Origin of the sequence: Rhizobium sp. AB2/73 (genome assembly GCF_020871915.1) — a bacterium.
Lineage (GTDB): Bacteria > Pseudomonadota > Alphaproteobacteria > Rhizobiales > Rhizobiaceae > Rhizobium > Rhizobium dioscoreae.
This window is the reverse complement of the sequence record NZ_CP067071.1, coordinates 644,122-659,614: the sequence shown is the minus strand read 5'-3', so window position 1 is coordinate 659,614 and position 15,493 is coordinate 644,122. Positions and strand designations below refer to the sequence as shown.

Sequence of the window (15,493 nt, the reverse complement as noted above, 5' to 3'; positions counted from 1 at the left end):
ACAACCTGTTGGGAGACATGATGATGAAAGTGCACAGCAGCACCCAAAACTATTTCAGTGCGCCGATCCGCAACCAGCAGAGCGGCGACAGCGACGACAGCGCGCCCTTTTCGCTGCCGGGCGACGGTGGCGGCGACCAGGACGATATGCAGGGGCCTTCCATTGCCTCCAGCGGCGTCCCCTCCTCCATTTCGTCCGGCCTCTGGCTCAGCCAGTTCGGTGATTCCTCGTCTTCGACATCAGGCTCCGCTGACGACCAGTCTGGCGCGGGTGCTTCCAGTAGCTCGGCATCGTCAAGCGGGCAATCCGATCAGGATATTCTCGACGAGTTTGCCAAATGGGCAAATATGACGCCGGCCCAAAAGATCCGCGCACAATATCTGGAAGCGCATGGCCTGACGGAAGATTCTTTCAAGTCCTTGCCGGCCGACCAACAGAAGGCGATCAACGACCAGATTGCCGATGAGATCAAGCAGAAGCTCGGCGCCGGCAATGCCGATGGTGACGGCGATCAGGAAACGGACAGCGCAGCCTCGGCACTGTCGCTGGTCTAAACATACTGCCAGATTACATGAAGACGATACGAAGCCGATTCACATCTTGAGCGTATCGCCTTCTATTTATTATCAATCTCGCTATTGCCCGACCATGTCTACGATGATCTTGCCGACCTCGGCAAAGACGGCTTCCACATCTTTTGCAGCCGCAGTTGCCTCGGCCACGAAAGTCGTGACCAGAACGGGACCGCGTTCCGGCGGCCAGATGACCGCGATGTCGGCATAGGAACCATTATTGCCCGTGCCGGTCTTATCGCCGACCTTCCACTCCTTCGGCAGACCGGCCCGCAGGCGATTGCTGCCTGTGGTATTGGCGACCAGCCAGTTGACCAACTGCTCCCTCGATGTTTCCGACAGCGTATTGCCGAGGGTCAGAAGGCCGATCGAATCCAGCATCGCATCCGGCGTCGTCGTATCGCGCGGGTCGTCCTTGACGGCCTGATTGACATCGGGTTCGTTGCGATCGAGGCGGGTTTCGGTATCGCCTGTCGTGCGCAGCCATGAGGTCAACGCGGCAGGCCCGCCGAAGCTTTCGAGCAGAAGATTGCCGGCTGTATTATCGCTCAGCGTGATTGCGGCTGCGCAGAGCTCGGCAACAGTCATGCCATCGCCGTCGGCATGCTTTTCGGTTTCGGGCGAATAGGTGACGACCTTGTCCTTGCCGTAGGTGACGCGCCGGTCCAGCTTTTCCGTGCCCTGATCGACGCGCGCCAGCACAAAGCCAACGGCAAGCGCCTTGTAGGTGCTGCACAGGGGAAAATGCTCCTCCTCGCGATGGCCGAGCGAAATATTGGTTTCGGTGTCAAGCACGGAGACGCCGAGACGACCGCCGGTCTTCTTTTCCAGATCGGCCAGCTGCTTGTCGACATCGTCGGAGAGTTGCGAATTGTCCTGCACTCCGCTGTCGCCTTGCGGGCTCTGGCCGCTGGCGTCGGGCGTTGCCGGATTGTCCGTTGCGGGAGGCGTCTGCGCCGGCGTGCCGCTATCCTCAGCGAAAAGCCTATTAGGGCGGAGCGTCAGGGCGGGAAAAAGCAGCGCCGAGCCCACCATGAGGCGGCGGCGCGTGAGCAATGTGGGCATATGAGAGGCCTCCAGCAAAATCGGCAGGTCTTGGGCTATGCGAGGAATGTGTCAAGCCTCTGACCTGACCGATTGCTAACGGATTCTATGCCGCCTTGTCGACGGTAACTTCGACCGTCACGTGTGAGAGTTCGTGGATCTCGGCAAGCCGAGCCTTGTAGAAGGACGGATCGCGCGAGACGGGCGTTGCGACCGCGACGATGGCGGCATGATGCCCCGGGCCGACCTGCCATACATGCAGATCGGTGATGCGATCCTCATCTGTCTCGATCGCCTCGCGGATCTCATCCGGCAGATCCTCGCCATGCGGGATGAAATCCAGGAGAACGGCGCCGGAAGCACGCAGCAGGCTCCATGCCCATTGCAGAATGACCAGGCCGCCGACGATGCCCATGACCGGATCGAGGAAGGTCCAGCCGAAGCGGCTGCCGAGCAACAGGGCGACGATGGCCAGAACCGATGTCATCGCATCGGCAATGACATGGACATAGACCGAGCGCAGGTTGTTGTCCCTGCCGCCTTTTTGGCCATGGTCGTGGTGATGATGATGGTCGTCATGCGAATGGTGATGGTCATGCTCGTGGGCATGGGCATGGCCGTGCCCGGCGTGACCGTGGTGATGATGGCTATGGTCGTCGCGCAGCAACCATGCACTGGCGAGATTGACGAGAAGACCCACTACCGCAATAGCAATCGCTTCGCGGAAATTGATCGCCACCGGATCAAGCAATCTCAGAATGCTCTCCCAGCCCATGATGAGCGCGATCAGCGCCAGCACAATGGCGCTGGCAAAGCCCGCGAGATCGCCGAACTTACCGGTGCCGAAGGTGAAGCGTGTATTATGCGCATGCCGGCGCGCATAGAGATAGGCGAGCGCCGAAATCAGCATGGCGCTAACATGGGTCGACATATGCCAGCCGTCGGCAAGCAGCGCCATCGAACCATAGATCGTGCCCGCGCCGATCTCGACCACCATCATGACGGCGGTCAACGCGATGACGGCCCAGATGCGGCGCTCGTTGCGCTGATGATCGGAGCCCAGAAAAACATGGCTGTGGCCCATTTCGGAAGAAATACTCATGACATTAGTCTCTCTTTGAACGCGCGAATCGTCACCGCAGATAGGTCTTCAGCACGTCGGCAATCTCATCGACCGCCTGCCGGCGGGCCTCATCAGTTTCGGCATGCAGCACATGCTCCTGCAGATGGTCTTCCAAAACCTCCCCGGTCAGCCCCGTCAGGGCACCGCGAATGGAGGCAAGCAGCTGCAAGATTTCCCCACAGGGACGCTCGGCCTCAAGCGCCCGCTCCACCGCTTCCATCTGTCCTTTGAGACGGCGGACGCGAGAGAGGAGCTTGGCTTGCTGACGAATGGTATGGGACATCGTGGCCTCGATTATAATATAGGGGGGTATAGTATTTATGACGGCAAATTGGAAGCACCTTCTTGCGACCACGACCTGAGCAATAAGAAAGCGGAGCACTATCCGGGGGCAGTTAGCCCTACCTGACCCTTGCATTTTTGCGATGCCGGTCGCATATATTGCTCTAGAGACTAGAGGTATTGGAGGCCACTCAATGCTGACCATTGGCGATTTATCGAGACATACAGGCGTGAAAGTGCCGACGATCCGTTATTATGAGCAGATGGGCCTGATCTCGGAGCCCGAGCGCAGCGAAGGCAATCAGCGGCGTTATTCCAAAGCCGATCTCGAACGCCTCGCCTTTATCAGACATGGCCGCGACCTCGGACTGACGATCGATGCCATCAAGGAGCTGATTTCGCTCAGCCAGCATCCGGACCGCCCCTGCGTCGGCGCCGACCGCATCGCCAAGGAGCATCTGGATGACGTTCGCATCAAGATCGCACGGCTGAAGAAGCTGGAGCACGAACTGGAGCGCATCGTTTCGCATTGCGACGGCCACAGCATCGAGGACTGCTATGTGATCCGCGCGCTTTCCGACCACAGCCTGTGCGAACACGAGCATTGAGGCCCATTGACAAACGTGCTGAACCGGATCATTGATGCGCCCATGATCACGCACGCGCTCCACAACTGCTCGTATTTTTGGCTGTACCTGTAACAGGCGGCCAAGACAGATCATATGTCAACAAGCCGCCGTCAGGCGGCTTTGTTGTATCGGCAGCGTCCTGACGGCTCATTTGAAAAACAAGGACGCAAAATGCCATGCTAGACGATAGCGACATCTCACTTCTCCGCCCTCCGGTTCTGACCATTCGCAATGCTCAGCCGCGTGACCTGCCTGAGCTCAACGACATGATCCGGCTGCTGGCCGCCCACCACGGCGATCCTTCCGGCACGACGCCGGAGCAGCTCGAGCGCGACCTCTTCGGCCCCGTGCCCTGGATCACGGCGCTTGTCGCCGAAGGCGAGCAAGGGCTGATCGGCTACGCCATCCTCGTGCCGCTGTACAAGGCACAGGAAGGCCAGCGCGGTATGGACCTGCACCATCTCTTCGTGCGCGACGGCCACCGCGGCCATGGCGTCGGGCAGCATCTCGTCGATCGCGCCCGCGATATCGCCCGCAAGGCCGGCTGCAGCTACCTTTCGGTCGGCGCCGCCACGGGCAATTTCCAGGCCCACCGCTTCTACGAAAACATGGATTTCAAGCCGCGTCCGGTCACCGGCATGCGCTACCTGCAGGCTCTCGCCTGATGCCGGCCTTTAACAGGATCGCCATCCGATATTGATTTTTAGAGTGTTTCTGGTTTCGCGCATTCCGGACTACAAACCGATGCGCATTGGAAATGCTTCAGTGATCGATGGCGATCCCGCGGCCTGCAAAGAACTTCTCGAATATCTCAAGTGACATTTCTGCGTTCTCGCGCGTCGCATCGACGTGGCCGGAGGGATTGTGGAAGCGGATGCTGTTTCCGTCGACGGCCGTTACCAGCACGAGATTGGCCGCCTTTGGCCGGCGGCTCGGTCTCTGGCCAGCGGATCGAATGATGCACCGACGCGATGAAGAACTCCGAATGCGTGAGGATATCGGCGATATCAGCGACAGCAATCCCGGTGACGACACGGGCATCGAGACCGAAGCGATCGCGAACGAAGGGAACGAACGGCGCGTAGATCAGCCCCTTGATCCTGCCATCCGCCTCCTCGACATAGCCGCCATACTCCCTGCAACCCATGGCCAGATCCATGATCAGGATGGTTTTGCCGGCGCGGGCAGCGAGCACCATCTTCAGGCAGGCCATGCCGCAAAGATTGCCGGCCCAGCGGGCATAATCCTCGACGCTGCTTGCGCCGGATGACGCCCAGAGCGGGTCCTTCAGCAAGGCTGATTGTGCGCCCTCGGCGACGACCGCCAATGTCATGTCAGGCGTTTCCCATTGACTGAAATAAGGAACCTTCCGCGCCACCCTTGCGTCCACGACCACCCTCTCCCGTTGCCGAATCCCGTGGCTACAAGCTTGATCGGAAATGCGCTAGAAAAATGGCTGTCGACTTCGATCTGCAACTGGAGGTGCGCCTTGGAGCAACGGTTCACATTCGATGGCGTCGCCAGCCTCTACAATACTTCCCGCCCGCTCTATCCCGATGCGCTTTTTGCCGATGTCATCGATTTTGCCCGGCTGGAAACCAAGAATCAGGTCCTCGAAATCGGCTGCGGCACCGGACAGGCGACAGAGGGCTTTGCCCGCCGTGGCCTTTCCATTCTCGCGCTCGATCCCGGCGCGGAACTGATTGCAGTTGCCCGGGAAAGATTGGCGGAATTTCCGCGAGTGCGATTCGAGCAAACCACCTTCGAAGCATGGCCGGGCAAGCCGGAGAGCTTCAGGCTGATATTCGCGGCGCAATCCTTCCATTGGGTTTCGCCGGAACTGCGCTTCGCTGCGACAGCCGCCCTTCTCGCGCCGGAAGGAACACTCTGCGTCTTCGGCAATGTGCCGATGAAGCCGGAACCGCCCCTATCCGACAAGTTCGCGGGGATCTACGCCCGCCATGCCCCGCAGCTTGCCGGCCCGCCCGTCGAGGCATGGTATCTGCCTGATGGCCCTTTTGCTCGGGAGCTGCAGCAGTCCGACTACTTCGAAGCTCCAGCGCATCACTGTTACTACTGGAGCCGATCGCACACGTCACAGAGCTACACCGACCTTTTGCGCACGCTCTCTGGCTACCGGCTTTTGGCCGAAGATCGGAAGGAACTCCTGCTTTTCGAACTTGCCGATGCCATCAACACCCATGGCGGCGTATTCGAATTGCATTATGAAACCCATCTCTATCTCGCACGACGCGCAGGCGCGGCTTGAGCGCCTTGCGGCTTTACTTCGCCGGCAGCGCCTTCAGGTAGGCTGCGATCGCCTCCCGGTCGGTTGCCGGCAGATGGGCGATATTCTGCTGAACTTCGGCCATCGAGCCGCCTGCGGAGTCGTAGTCCGGGGTGAAGCCGGTTTCAAGGTAGTTGGCGATGTCGCCGGCGCTCCAGCTGCCTATGGCCTTCGAGCCGGGCGTGATATCGGGGATCTGCCCCTTGCCTTCCGGATTGGGCGCACCCGCCAGCCATTGGCCGCTTACGAAGCCGCCGAGGCTGTCGCGCGGCGTGTGGCATTCGCCACAATGGCCTGGCCCTTCCACAAGATATTGCCCGCGCTTGACCTTCTCGTCGGCACTGGCGAGCACGATACGCGGCTGGTCGTTGAGATAGAGGAACTTCCAGCCGCCCAGCGCCAGCCGGATGTTGAAGGGAAAGGGCAGCTCGTGCGGCGGGGCGACATTGTCGCTCTTCGGCAGCGTCTTCAGGAAGGCCCAGAGATCGTTGATGTCCTTGTCGCTCATGCGCGTATAGGAGCCGTAGGGAAAGGACGGATAGAGGTGCTCGCCGTTTTTACCGACGCCGCGCTTCATGGCATTGCCGAAATCGGCAAGCGTCCAGCTGCCGAGCCCGGCTTTCTCATCCGGCGAAATATTCGGCACATGGAAGGTGCCGAAGGGACTCGTCAGTGCCAGACCGCCTGAAAGCACCAGTTTGGCGTCGCCCTGAGCGCTCGGAGCCGCATGACAGCTCGTGCAGCCGCCCGCCCAGAAGACGATCTGACCGTTCTTGACGTCGGGATCACCGAGATTGGCCCAATGGCTTGCCGGCAGAGACGACGGCGCGGTGATGACATAGACGGCGCCACAGCCAAGGATGATCACGCCGAAAAGGCAAAGCAACCATCGAATAAACCGCGCCATCATGCTACCCCCAGTAAAGCCAAATGCTCCGCACGGGCAGAACCGGTGCGGATGCCAAAATCGATTTTAAGAGCCTTGCCACTTTTCTTCGAAATGTGAAAAGGCTCTAGGCTTTTGCCTTTACACAATTCCGGACGGAAAACCGCTCTGCGCTTTTCCGGGAATTGCTGTGGATGAAGCCGACCTACCGCTTAGTCCTTCTTGATGCGGTAGGCCTGATGACAGGCGCCGCAGCTGGCGCCGAGGGTCTTCAGCGTCGCGCCGACGCCCGCCTTGTCGGCAGGAAGCTGGGCGAGCGCCGTCTCGGCATCGGTCGAAAGCTTGGCGGCATGCGCCTTGAAGTCATCGAGATTGTCCCAGATCTTCGGATTGACCTCGGGATCGGTCTTGTCGCTCTGCGGGTTGAACTGATCCGGGAAGGCCTTGGCGGTTTCGGCGATCGTCGTCAGCGATGCCTTGACGATATCGGCGTCATAGGGCTTGTCCCCCTTGGCGATCGCGCCGAGAGCTCCGGTGGCGCCGCCGATCTTCTTCATCATCCCGATGCGGGAGTCATGCGTGCCATCGGCTGCGACGACCGAACCCAGTGCGATGCCGGCCAAAGCCGTCGCCATCACAATCGCTTTCCACTTCATTTCGTTCTCCTACCTCTCGGGTGTTCAAGACCGCGCATGCGGCCGGCGCATGATTACGGCGATATGTTTGCCGGTTTCCTTTCCGGCAATGAAGTCACAAAATGGTGAGAGTTCAGTGAAATCAGTGTCATGCAATAGACACACGCATTCGCCGCATCAGCCCTCACGCCAATTTCAGGCCCTCCCAGACCGTAAACACAGAAACTGCGACAAGCAGCAGCCCGGCTATGCGGCCCGCAAAGGCGGTTGCTCTGGGATTGGCGACCAGCAGCTCGCGGCTGCGCCCGGCGGTGATGGCAAGTCCGCCATAGACGGCAAATTGCGTTGCGATGGTCATGGCTCCCATGATGACGGCCTGTATCCACATCGGCCCGTAATCCGGCTTCAGGAACTGCGGATAGACGGCAAAGATGAAGAGATAGGCCTTGGGATTGATGAGGCAAGTCACCGCTCCCTGCCGGAAGGCTTTCCAGGCGGAGCGGCTACCGGCCGGCCCCTCGCCTCCCACGGTGATGGAACTGCGCATCAGCGTGTAGCCGATGAAGGCCATATAGGCGCCACCAGCAATCAGCAGCGGATTGAAGAGAACGGGCACGAAATGCATCAGCAAGCCAATGCCGACGGCACCGTTCAATGAATGCACCGCACCGCCGAGCATGATGCCGCCTGTCGCGGCAAGGCCGCGATTGCTGCCGCCGGTCAGCGAATTGGCGAGCACGAACAGCATGTCCATGCCCGGCACGATGATGATCCCTAAGAGAAGGATGAAGAAGAGCCAGAGATTTTCTGCGTAACCCATGTCAGTTGCCTATCGCCCTCTCCATGGAGACAAGAGAGGAAATGGTTGATTTTCAAGCTAATAGGCAGTCTTATAAATTGAGCCAACTGACGGGGTGTTGTCAGTAGCCTTCATTTTGAGGGTAATGAAATGCGCAAGGCATCGCGCCTGTTCGAAATCATTCAGATCCTGCGGCTGGCCAAGCGGCCGGTGACGGGGGCCGATATCGCCGCCCGGCTGGAGGTGACGGTTCGCTCGGTCTATCGCGATATCGCGGCACTTCAGGCGATGCGCGTGCCGATCGAGGGCGAGCGGGGCATCGGCTATATCCTGCGGCCCGGCTTCGACCTGCCGCCGCTGATGTTTTCGATCGAGGAAATGGAAGCGATCGTGCTGTCGCTGGCGCTTTTGGAGCGCACCGGCGATGCCGAGCTGAAGCAGGCAGCCAAGCGCGTCACCGCGAAAATTGCCGGCGCCGTTCCACCACCGCTGCGCCAGACGCTCGACGCCAATGCGCTGCATGCCTGGGGCTTTGCCGCACCTTCCGCCTCAACGGTCGATCTCTCGCTGGTGCGCCGCGCCATTCGCGACGAGGAAAAGCTCGACCTTGCCTATCGCGACGAGCTTGGCCGCGCCACTGAACGCATCATCCGGCCGATCGCCCTCATCTATTATTCGGAGACCGCCAACATCGTCGCCTGGTGCGAGCTGCGCCAGGCGATCCGCAACTTCCGCAGCGATCGGATCGAAAGCTGTGAGGCGACCGGATTGTGGTTCAAGGGCGAAGGCGATGGCCTCAGGCAGATCTGGGTGAACGGCTGGCAGATAAACACCCCAACCGCTGCCGGCTGAGGTGCTGCAGATCCCACAGATCTAACGTTCCGAATTAGAGGACCATGCCACCCGAGGCCTCGATGCGCTGCCCGTTGACCCAGCGATTGTCGTCCGACAGCAGCGAGGCGATCATCGGGCCGATATCGTCAGGCAGGCCTGCCCGGCCGAGTGCTGTCATGGAAGCGACCATCCTGTTGACCTCGGGATTGTCGCGAACCATGCCGCCGCTGAAATCTGTCTGGATCGCGCCCGGCGCCACCGTGTTGACCGTGATGCCGCGCGGGCCGAGCTCCTTGGCAAAATAGCGTGTCAGTACCTCGACCGCACCCTTCATCGCCGCATAGGCCGACGAGCCCGGATAGCTGACACGAGCAAGGCCGGAGGAAATATTGACGATACGGCCGCCGTCGTTGATGTGCGGCAGCAGCTTCTGCGTCAGGAAGAAGACGCCCTTGAGATGAACATTATAGAGCTTGTCGAACTCGGCTTCCGTCGTTTCGGCGATGGAGGCGTGATAGGACGTGCCGGCATTATTGACGAGGAAATCGAAACGATCGCGGCCCCAACGCTGCTGCAGCACGCGGCCAACTTCGGCAACGAAAGCGTCGAAGGATGCAACGTCACCGGTGTCGAGCCGCAAGGCAACAGCCTTTTGACCGAGCGCTTCGATCTCGGCAACGGCGTTAACGGCTTCTGCCTTATTTGCGTTATAGGTCAGGATGCTATCGACACCGCGCCTGGCGAGATGAATGGCGGCATTGCGACCGAGGCCGCGGCTGCCGCCGGTGATGATCCCAATCTTTGTGTTTGATTTATCGGTATTTTCGGTCGTCATTGCCGTTCTCCAGGGAATATTTGGTGGCCGGAAACTACGCCCGCAGAGCCATTTCGCTGAATGCCGGAACTCTCGAATTTCTTGCCTATTCCTCCAACTACCTTGTTCGCTGCTGCCCCGCTGCTATGATGCCGCAGTGGCACTTGCCCCGGAGACCACCAATGTCCTCAGCCCTTAAAGATGCGATCACACAATTTATCGAAGCCAATGACGGCGGCGACAATGGCGTCTTTCCCACGGGCATCGATGGCCTGCTGATCATGCGCTCGACCGAGCCGAAAATGCCGCATGCGATGATCTACCGACCGGCACTCTGCGTCATTCTGCAGGGTGCGAAGCAATTGGTGCTCAATGAAAGGGTGATCGATTATGCCGAGATGCAGGCGCTCATCATCAGCATCGAGCTGCCCGCAGCAGGCAGAGTGATCCAGGCAAGTGTCGAAAAACCCTATATCGCCATCTCCCTCGAATTCGACGCGGGCATGATGCGTGAGGTGATGGAGCAGCTCGACAAGCCGCCGAAACCCGCAGGCGGCACGCAGCTTGGCATCTTCGTCGAGAATCTCGGCGATGAGCTTGCCGATTGCCTGGTACGATTGACCCGACTGCTGTCGAACCCGAGTGCCATTCCGGTGCTTTATCCGGCGATCATGCGCGAAATCTGCTTCTGGATGCTCACCGGCCCGAATGGCGGCGAGGTCTGCAAGCTGGTGCTGCCCGATGGCCAGACACGGCGCATTGCGGACGCCATCCGCCTGTTGCGCGACAATTTCACGGAGCAGGTGCGCATCGAGCAGCTGGCCGCTGTCGCACGCATGAGCCCCTCCTCCTTCCACCAGCATTTCAAGACGCTCACCTCGATGACGCCGCTGCAGTACCAGAAGCAGATGCGCCTGCTCGAAGCCCGCCGCCTGATGGTCGCCGGCCACGCCAATGTCGAGACGGCAGCCTACCGGGTCGGCTATGAAAGCGCCTCGCAATTCAGTCGCGAATATACCCGTATGTTCGGCACGCCGCCGAAAAGGGACGTGACCGAGATGCGGATGGCGGCGGAATAATAACAGGTCAACTCTCGCTTTTGCGCGCCACTAAAGAGCAATCGCGGTCACCAACAGAATAAAAGCCAGTAATCCCAAAACCGCTCGCGCGGCATGCGACCATTCCCAGAGATCACGCAGCATAGTCCAGTCCGCCTCGGCATCAGCCTCGATCCGATGACCGCCGACTGAAACGTGGGAAAAGAAGCCTGCGCCCAACCCTTTCAGCTCGGCATCCTTGAGCCAGAAATTGTTTACGGGCTGTATCAGCAACCAAAAGACTGCATGCATGGCAGCCATGGCAGCAAAAGCCGCGGCAAACAGCCAGAACGCAATAACGTTGGCTGGCGTCAGGAACAGGAGAAGCAGAAGCAAAAGAGTGCCGATCGGCTCGGCAACTCCGCCGATCGTGAATCCGGGATAATAAATCCGCTGAACCGTCATATAGTCTTTTTTCGACAGTCGCATTTTGCCCGGCAGCTCCAGCAGATGTGCCAGCGCCAATGCCATGGCAACCGCCACGACCATGATTGTCAGTATTTGCAATACCGGAAACATCGGCTCCGCCTCACAGCAGCCCCGGTTCCTAAACTTTCAACGGTGCGGATCGTTCCCCGTGTCAAATCATCCAAGGGATTCATCAAGCGCCCGGCAGCGCCAGCACCCGGCTATCCTCGCGTCCGAAGCCCATGACCTCCAGCCGATCATTGTGGACGGCGACGATCGCATAGGCGCTCGTATCTTCGGTATCGACCATGCCCTTAAAGTTGATGAAGTATGTGCCACCCGACACTCCGAAGTTGCCGGCGTGATTGTGGCCATTGAGGTAGGCGACGACATGCTCGTGCTCCGCCAGAAGCGCCAGCAAGCGGTCGCTGTTCAGGGCGTTATGGGCATTATCCGGGAAGATCGGATAGTGGTTCATGACGATGACCTTCTCGCCCGCGGCCTTTGCTTCCCTGAGCTTTGCAACAAGCCAGTCATATTGCGTGTCGCCTATCGCTCCGTTCCATCGCTGGCCATTGAGCGCGCCGGTGCTTTCCAGCACCCGCATCATGTTCTTTGCCTCCTGCCGTCGAGGATCGCCTTCCGGCGGGGCAAAGACGCTGATTTCATTGCCGTCGAGCGCGATGAAGCGATAGCCGGAATGGCCGAAATCATAGTAGGCGGACGGCATGCCCACGCGTGCCGGCACCGTGCCGAGATGTTCCGATGCAACGGCGAAATCGTGATTGCCGAGGAGGAAGTGCTTGCGATGACGCAAGGCTTCGTAGACAGGCAGAATGGCGTCGAAGCTCTTCCATTCACGATCGATAATATCGCCGAGGGTCACCACGAAGGCGAGATCATGCCGATTGAACTCCTCAATGGCCTCCCGAAGCTTGTCGAGGCTCTTCGCCGGATAGCGATTGAGGGTGAGATTGGGCGCGAGATCGGCATATTGCGGATCGGCGATGACACCGAAGCGGAAAAGCGGCGCTGATGGCATTCAGCCTCCTGTGGCAATCTCCTGAGCCGTCATGCGGCACACAGATATATCAACAAGGCCGCTCATAAGAAAACACCCGACGCTAGGACGACGCCGGGTGCGAAAGCCAGCCTATGCGGCGAACCTTACTTGGTAGCGGCTTCGTAGCGCTCCAGGACGTAGTCCCAGTTGATCAGGCTGTCGATGAAGGCTTCGAGGTACTTCGGACGCAGGTTGCGGTAATCGATGTAGTAGGAGTGTTCCCAGACGTCGACGCCGAGGATCGGGTCGGCGCCATGAACGAGCGGGTTTTCACCGTTCGGGGTCTTGGAGATTTCGAGCTTGCCGTTCTTGACGGAAACCCATGCCCAGCCGGAGCCGAACTGAGTGGCGCCGGCAGCGGCAAAATCGGCCTTGAACTTGTCGTAGCCGCCGAGATCGGAGGCAAAAGCCGCTTCGAGCTTGCCCGGCAGCTTGTTGCCGCCGCCGCCCTTCTTCATCCACTTCCAGAAATGGATATGGTTGTAGTGCTGGGCTGCATTGTTGAAGAGGCCTGCATTGGTGCCGAACGACTTCTTCACGATTTCTTCGAGCGAGAGATCGGCAAGACCTGCTTCAGCAGCGAGCTTGTTGCCGTTGTCGACATAGGCCTTGTGGTGCTTGTCGTGGTGATATTCGAGCGTCTCACGCGACATGAAGGGCGAAAGTGCATCGTAATCATAGGGAAGTTCAGGCAATTCGAAAGCCATGGTCATATCTCCTCTTGGCAAAAAATTGCGTCGGCAGGTGAAGCGGAACATAGGAGCCGTCGCCTGGAAGAGCAACCGGCGACATGCCAAAAAAGTTGGGTACCGGAGCAAAATTGCCCTATTTTTCAATCAGGTATAGCATAGACTTAGAAATGAACCTTGATGCATATTCCGACGCCCGAATACAGGGCGAGGTGCTGCACTGAAATGTCGACAAGGCAGATTGCCGAGGCTAGGTTTGCGGATCTCATTCGGTGATGAGGAATGTCGGTGACGATCGCCTGTTTGCACACAGCCGAAAGCAACATCGCCGTCTATGAAACGGCGGCGAAGGCACTCGGGCTGCCTGACGGCATGCTGCGTCACCACGTACGCGCCGATCTTCTTCTTTCTGCCGAAAAAGTGGGGCGCCTGACGGATGAGATCTCTGCCGAAACGGCAGCGGTTCTCTGGCATCTGGCGGAGGATGCCGATGCCGTCGTGCTCAACTGCTCGACACTCGGCCCGGCGGCGTCGAAGGTCGCTGCCGGTGCCGAGGCACCGATCATCCGGGCTGATGCGATGCTGGCCGAGCAAGCGGTCCAGGCAGGCGGCAAGGTTATCGTGCTGTGCACCGTGGAAACGACCATCGCCCCGACGACCGCACTTTTCGAAGCGGCGGCTGAGGCGACGGGTGCTGAAATCGAGGTTCGGCTGGTGCCGGGCGCATGGGCCTACTTCCGGGCGGGCGATCTGTCGGCCTATCTCACCTCGATTGCTGATGCCGTAAAAGCGGCCAGCGGCGAAGGCGCTGTTACGATCGCTTTCGCTCAGGCTTCGATGACCGATGCAGTTCATCTTCTTCCAGCAAACTGCCAGAAACCTATGACCGGTCCGGCGGCCGCACTTGCCGTGGCAATGGCGAAGACTACAGAGGGCTGAAGCGCTACAAATTCCGTCCGAAATAGACCGTCACTTCGGCGATGCGGTCGCCGGCGAAGCGGATCACTTCGACATTGCGAAAGCTGCCGCCATCCGTCTTCTCGGCACGATAGCCGACGATCACATCATCGCCATCGGGCACAAGATGTTCGATATGAATGTCGCGAAAGACCTTTTCCTTCGGCCAGCAGTGCTGGAAATAGCGTTTTCGGTCGATGTGATCGTCCCGCGGGCTGGAAAAGGTGAAATCCGGCGTCAGCATCGGATCGACGATATCGGGATGCTGCGCGACATAGGCTGCAAACAGCCGCTTGACCGTATCGCAACGGGCATTTTCGAGAGAGTTCATAATCTGCCTCCTCCTTGCATTAATGGGGCTTTTGCTCCGCCAACCATAAACTGATTGCATAACGCAATCAGTTTATAACATCAGCCGGGCGAACCGACAAGGCGCTTTGCGGACTTGGCATTGCCGCCCGCGTGGTCCAAACTCCTCGATACCCCAATCAGCAGAAAGCCATCGCAGTGTCCGAGGCTCATCACCCCATGTTGGAAAAGCTGCGCCGCCTGGCGGCAAAGGACAATCGTCCGGCGGTCGAACCGACCGGCGTCGGCAGCTATTCCACACTTTTCACCTTCGTCACGCGCGAACGCGAGCGCATTGCCGGCTCGGCCTTTTCACAGGTTTCAATCGTCGCCATCCTCGAAGGTTCCAAGGAAATCGTCAGCATGGGACGGCAGCGGCATTTTGCGGCCGGTACGGTGCTCGTGCTGCCGGCCGGCTGGAGCGGCGACGTGGTCAACGACCCCGATCCGCAGACCGGCGTCTATCGTGCAATCTTCATCACCTTCCCGGAGGAATTGACGCGCCGTGCAGCAAAAGCCTTTCCGCCTGCGCAGATCGCATCGCAGATAGACTTGCCGCTCGATCCGCTGCTGGCTGCCGCGATCAACCATGCTGGCGAAGGCATCGCCGGCGGCAATATGCCGATCCCTTTGATCGAGCACCGGCTTCTCGAAATTCTCATGGTGCTCGGCATGCGCGGTGCCCTGCCCGGTTCGCCGGAGACCACAGCCGAGGCGGTGCGGGCGCTGGTGCGCTGGCAACCGGACCGAGCCTGGACAGCCGACCTCATCGCCGCAGAGCTCGGCACCAGCAACGCCACGCTACGCCGCCGCCTGTCGCGCGAGGGCGCCTCCCTGCGAGAGGTACTGGCAAGCGAGCGCGTGGCGTTGGCCACGACCCTCCTCGCCGAGGACGGGCTGTCGCTGCGGGAAGCCGCGCTTGCGACGGGCTATCGCTCGCCCCGACGCTTTGCCGATCGACTTCGCAGCGCGTGAGCGTTTCCGACCGCATTTTGAGCGTTTGCGCGCGCAACCGCTCGGCACGAA

19 protein-coding genes and 1 pseudogene are annotated in these 15,493 nt (G+C 59.6%); 8 read left to right on the top strand and 12 right to left on the bottom strand.

The features are described from left to right. Nucleotides 1–17: 17 nt before the first annotated feature. A complete protein-coding gene (locus tag I8E17_RS03350; RefSeq protein ID WP_229002070.1) occupies nt 18–554 on the top strand; it encodes a hypothetical protein in 537 nt (178 codons plus the stop codon). A gap of 81 nt (nt 555–635) precedes the next feature. Here the strand turns inward: I8E17_RS03350 and bla are convergent, their stop codons facing one another. The 3 genes from bla to dmeR all read right to left on the bottom strand — a co-directional run bounded on the left by bla (nt 636) and on the right by dmeR (nt 3,022). Next, nucleotides 636–1,637: a class A beta-lactamase gene (gene bla, locus I8E17_RS03345; RefSeq protein ID WP_069616050.1), complete on the bottom strand. Its 1,002-nt coding sequence runs from the start codon at nt 1,635–1,637 to the stop codon at nt 636–638. An 85-nt stretch (nt 1,638–1,722) separates the two neighbouring features. Further along, complete coding sequence (dmeF, locus tag I8E17_RS03340; RefSeq protein WP_069616049.1) at nt 1,723–2,718, bottom strand: CDF family Co(II)/Ni(II) efflux transporter DmeF; 996 nt, start codon at nt 2,716–2,718, stop codon at nt 1,723–1,725. Between the two features lie 31 nt (nt 2,719–2,749). Then, nucleotides 2,750–3,022: a Ni(II)/Co(II)-sensing transcriptional repressor DmeR gene (gene dmeR / locus I8E17_RS03335; protein WP_069616048.1), complete on the bottom strand. Its 273-nt coding sequence runs from the start codon at nt 3,020–3,022 to the stop codon at nt 2,750–2,752. Between the two features lie 193 nt (nt 3,023–3,215). On the opposite strand from dmeR, the gene I8E17_RS03330 reads away from it, so the two are divergent. Then, entirely contained in the window at nt 3,216–3,629 is a 414-nt protein-coding gene (locus I8E17_RS03330; RefSeq protein WP_069616047.1) for a helix-turn-helix domain-containing protein, read from the top strand. Nucleotides 3,630–3,826: 197 nt separating this feature from the next. Then, nucleotides 3,827–4,315 (top strand): GNAT family N-acetyltransferase, encoded by a 489-nt coding sequence (locus tag I8E17_RS03325; protein WP_069616046.1) that lies wholly within the window; start codon nt 3,827–3,829, stop codon nt 4,313–4,315. Nucleotides 4,316–4,412: 97 nt separating this feature from the next. Here I8E17_RS03325 and I8E17_RS03320 read toward each other — a convergent pair. Next, nucleotides 4,413–4,983 (bottom strand): annotated as a pseudogene (locus tag I8E17_RS03320) (hypothetical protein). A 156-nt stretch (nt 4,984–5,139) separates the two neighbouring features. Here I8E17_RS03320 and I8E17_RS03315 point away from each other — a divergent pair. Then, nucleotides 5,140–5,919 (top strand): class I SAM-dependent methyltransferase, encoded by a 780-nt coding sequence (locus tag I8E17_RS03315; RefSeq protein ID WP_069616045.1) that lies wholly within the window; start codon nt 5,140–5,142, stop codon nt 5,917–5,919. 13 nt (nt 5,920–5,932) lie between these two features. Here I8E17_RS03315 and I8E17_RS03310 read toward each other — a convergent pair whose 3' ends face one another. The 3 genes from I8E17_RS03310 to I8E17_RS03300 form a co-directional block, all read right to left on the bottom strand. After that, nucleotides 5,933–6,847 carry a cytochrome c gene (locus I8E17_RS03310; protein WP_069616044.1) on the bottom strand — a complete coding sequence of 305 codons (915 nt, stop codon included), beginning with the start codon at nt 6,845–6,847 and terminating at the stop codon, nt 5,933–5,935. Nucleotides 6,848–7,035: 188 nt separating this feature from the next. Beyond that, a complete protein-coding gene (locus I8E17_RS03305) occupies nt 7,036–7,479 on the bottom strand; it encodes a cytochrome c (protein ID WP_069616043.1) in 444 nt (147 codons plus the stop codon). A gap of 163 nt (nt 7,480–7,642) precedes the next feature. Beyond that, complete coding sequence (locus tag I8E17_RS03300; RefSeq protein WP_069616042.1) at nt 7,643–8,278, bottom strand: LysE family translocator; 636 nt, start codon at nt 8,276–8,278, stop codon at nt 7,643–7,645. A 129-nt stretch (nt 8,279–8,407) separates the two neighbouring features. On the opposite strand from I8E17_RS03300, the gene I8E17_RS03295 reads away from it, so the two are divergent. Continuing rightward, nucleotides 8,408–9,109, top strand: coding sequence for a YafY family protein (locus I8E17_RS03295; RefSeq protein WP_069616041.1), 702 nt, complete (start codon nt 8,408–8,410; stop codon nt 9,107–9,109). Between the two features lie 34 nt (nt 9,110–9,143). Here I8E17_RS03295 and I8E17_RS03290 read toward each other — a convergent pair whose 3' ends face one another. Next, nucleotides 9,144–9,926, bottom strand: coding sequence for an SDR family oxidoreductase (locus I8E17_RS03290; protein ID WP_069616040.1), 783 nt, complete (start codon nt 9,924–9,926; stop codon nt 9,144–9,146). Between the two features lie 161 nt (nt 9,927–10,087). Between I8E17_RS03290 and I8E17_RS03285 the strand changes: the two genes are divergently transcribed. Continuing rightward, nucleotides 10,088–10,984, top strand: a complete 897-nt coding sequence (locus tag I8E17_RS03285) for an AraC family transcriptional regulator (RefSeq protein ID WP_219510990.1) — start codon at nt 10,088–10,090, stop codon at nt 10,982–10,984. A gap of 30 nt (nt 10,985–11,014) precedes the next feature. Here the strand turns inward: I8E17_RS03285 and I8E17_RS03280 are convergent, their stop codons facing one another. The 3 genes from I8E17_RS03280 to I8E17_RS03270 form a co-directional block, all read right to left on the bottom strand. Then, a complete protein-coding gene (locus tag I8E17_RS03280; protein WP_069616038.1) occupies nt 11,015–11,521 on the bottom strand; it encodes an anthrone oxygenase family protein in 507 nt (168 codons plus the stop codon). An 82-nt stretch (nt 11,522–11,603) separates the two neighbouring features. After that, nucleotides 11,604–12,452, bottom strand: coding sequence for a metallophosphoesterase (locus I8E17_RS03275; protein ID WP_069616037.1), 849 nt, complete (start codon nt 12,450–12,452; stop codon nt 11,604–11,606). A gap of 125 nt (nt 12,453–12,577) precedes the next feature. Further along, nucleotides 12,578–13,180, bottom strand: a complete 603-nt coding sequence (locus I8E17_RS03270; protein WP_015339177.1) for a superoxide dismutase — start codon at nt 13,178–13,180, stop codon at nt 12,578–12,580. A gap of 264 nt (nt 13,181–13,444) precedes the next feature. Between I8E17_RS03270 and I8E17_RS03265 the strand changes: the two genes are divergently transcribed. After that, nucleotides 13,445–14,101: an aspartate/glutamate racemase family protein gene (locus I8E17_RS03265; RefSeq protein WP_229002069.1), complete on the top strand. Its 657-nt coding sequence runs from the start codon at nt 13,445–13,447 to the stop codon at nt 14,099–14,101. A 4-nt stretch (nt 14,102–14,105) separates the two neighbouring features. Here the strand turns inward: I8E17_RS03265 and I8E17_RS03260 are convergent, their stop codons facing one another. Continuing rightward, entirely contained in the window at nt 14,106–14,450 is a 345-nt protein-coding gene (locus tag I8E17_RS03260; RefSeq protein WP_069616036.1) for a nuclear transport factor 2 family protein, read from the bottom strand. A gap of 176 nt (nt 14,451–14,626) precedes the next feature. Here I8E17_RS03260 and I8E17_RS03255 point away from each other — a divergent pair, with 176 nt between their 5' ends. After that, a complete protein-coding gene (locus I8E17_RS03255; protein ID WP_069616035.1) occupies nt 14,627–15,442 on the top strand; it encodes a helix-turn-helix domain-containing protein in 816 nt (271 codons plus the stop codon). Nucleotides 15,443–15,493 lie beyond the last annotated feature (51 nt).

What these genes read in the sequence shown, in the direction of transcription:
- I8E17_RS03290 (WP_069616040.1), bottom strand. Translation starts at nt 9,926, where the DNA reads ATGACGACCGAAAATACCGATAAATCAAACACAAAGATTGGGATCATC.
- I8E17_RS03305 (WP_069616043.1), bottom strand. Translation starts at nt 7,479, where the DNA reads ATGAAGTGGAAAGCGATTGTGATGGCGACGGCTTTGGCCGGCATCGCA.
- I8E17_RS03350 (WP_229002070.1), top strand. Translation starts at nt 18, where the DNA reads ATGATGATGAAAGTGCACAGCAGCACCCAAAACTATTTCAGTGCGCCG.
- I8E17_RS03285 (WP_219510990.1), top strand. Translation starts at nt 10,088, where the DNA reads ATGTCCTCAGCCCTTAAAGATGCGATCACACAATTTATCGAAGCCAAT.
- dmeF (WP_069616049.1), bottom strand. Translation starts at nt 2,718, where the DNA reads ATGAGTATTTCTTCCGAAATGGGCCACAGCCATGTTTTTCTGGGCTCC.
- I8E17_RS03325 (WP_069616046.1), top strand. Translation starts at nt 3,827, where the DNA reads ATGCTAGACGATAGCGACATCTCACTTCTCCGCCCTCCGGTTCTGACC.
- I8E17_RS03295 (WP_069616041.1), top strand. Translation starts at nt 8,408, where the DNA reads ATGCGCAAGGCATCGCGCCTGTTCGAAATCATTCAGATCCTGCGGCTG.
- I8E17_RS03310 (WP_069616044.1), bottom strand. Translation starts at nt 6,847, where the DNA reads ATGATGGCGCGGTTTATTCGATGGTTGCTTTGCCTTTTCGGCGTGATC.
- I8E17_RS03270 (WP_015339177.1), bottom strand. Translation starts at nt 13,180, where the DNA reads ATGGCTTTCGAATTGCCTGAACTTCCCTATGATTACGATGCACTTTCG.
- I8E17_RS03280 (WP_069616038.1), bottom strand. Translation starts at nt 11,521, where the DNA reads ATGTTTCCGGTATTGCAAATACTGACAATCATGGTCGTGGCGGTTGCC.
- I8E17_RS03260 (WP_069616036.1), bottom strand. Translation starts at nt 14,450, where the DNA reads ATGAACTCTCTCGAAAATGCCCGTTGCGATACGGTCAAGCGGCTGTTT.
- I8E17_RS03275 (WP_069616037.1), bottom strand. Translation starts at nt 12,452, where the DNA reads ATGCCATCAGCGCCGCTTTTCCGCTTCGGTGTCATCGCCGATCCGCAA.
- dmeR (WP_069616048.1), bottom strand. Translation starts at nt 3,022, where the DNA reads ATGTCCCATACCATTCGTCAGCAAGCCAAGCTCCTCTCTCGCGTCCGC.
- bla (WP_069616050.1), bottom strand. Translation starts at nt 1,637, where the DNA reads ATGCCCACATTGCTCACGCGCCGCCGCCTCATGGTGGGCTCGGCGCTG.
- I8E17_RS03330 (WP_069616047.1), top strand. Translation starts at nt 3,216, where the DNA reads ATGCTGACCATTGGCGATTTATCGAGACATACAGGCGTGAAAGTGCCG.
- I8E17_RS03300 (WP_069616042.1), bottom strand. Translation starts at nt 8,278, where the DNA reads ATGGGTTACGCAGAAAATCTCTGGCTCTTCTTCATCCTTCTCTTAGGG.
- I8E17_RS03265 (WP_229002069.1), top strand. Translation starts at nt 13,445, where the DNA reads ATGTCGGTGACGATCGCCTGTTTGCACACAGCCGAAAGCAACATCGCC.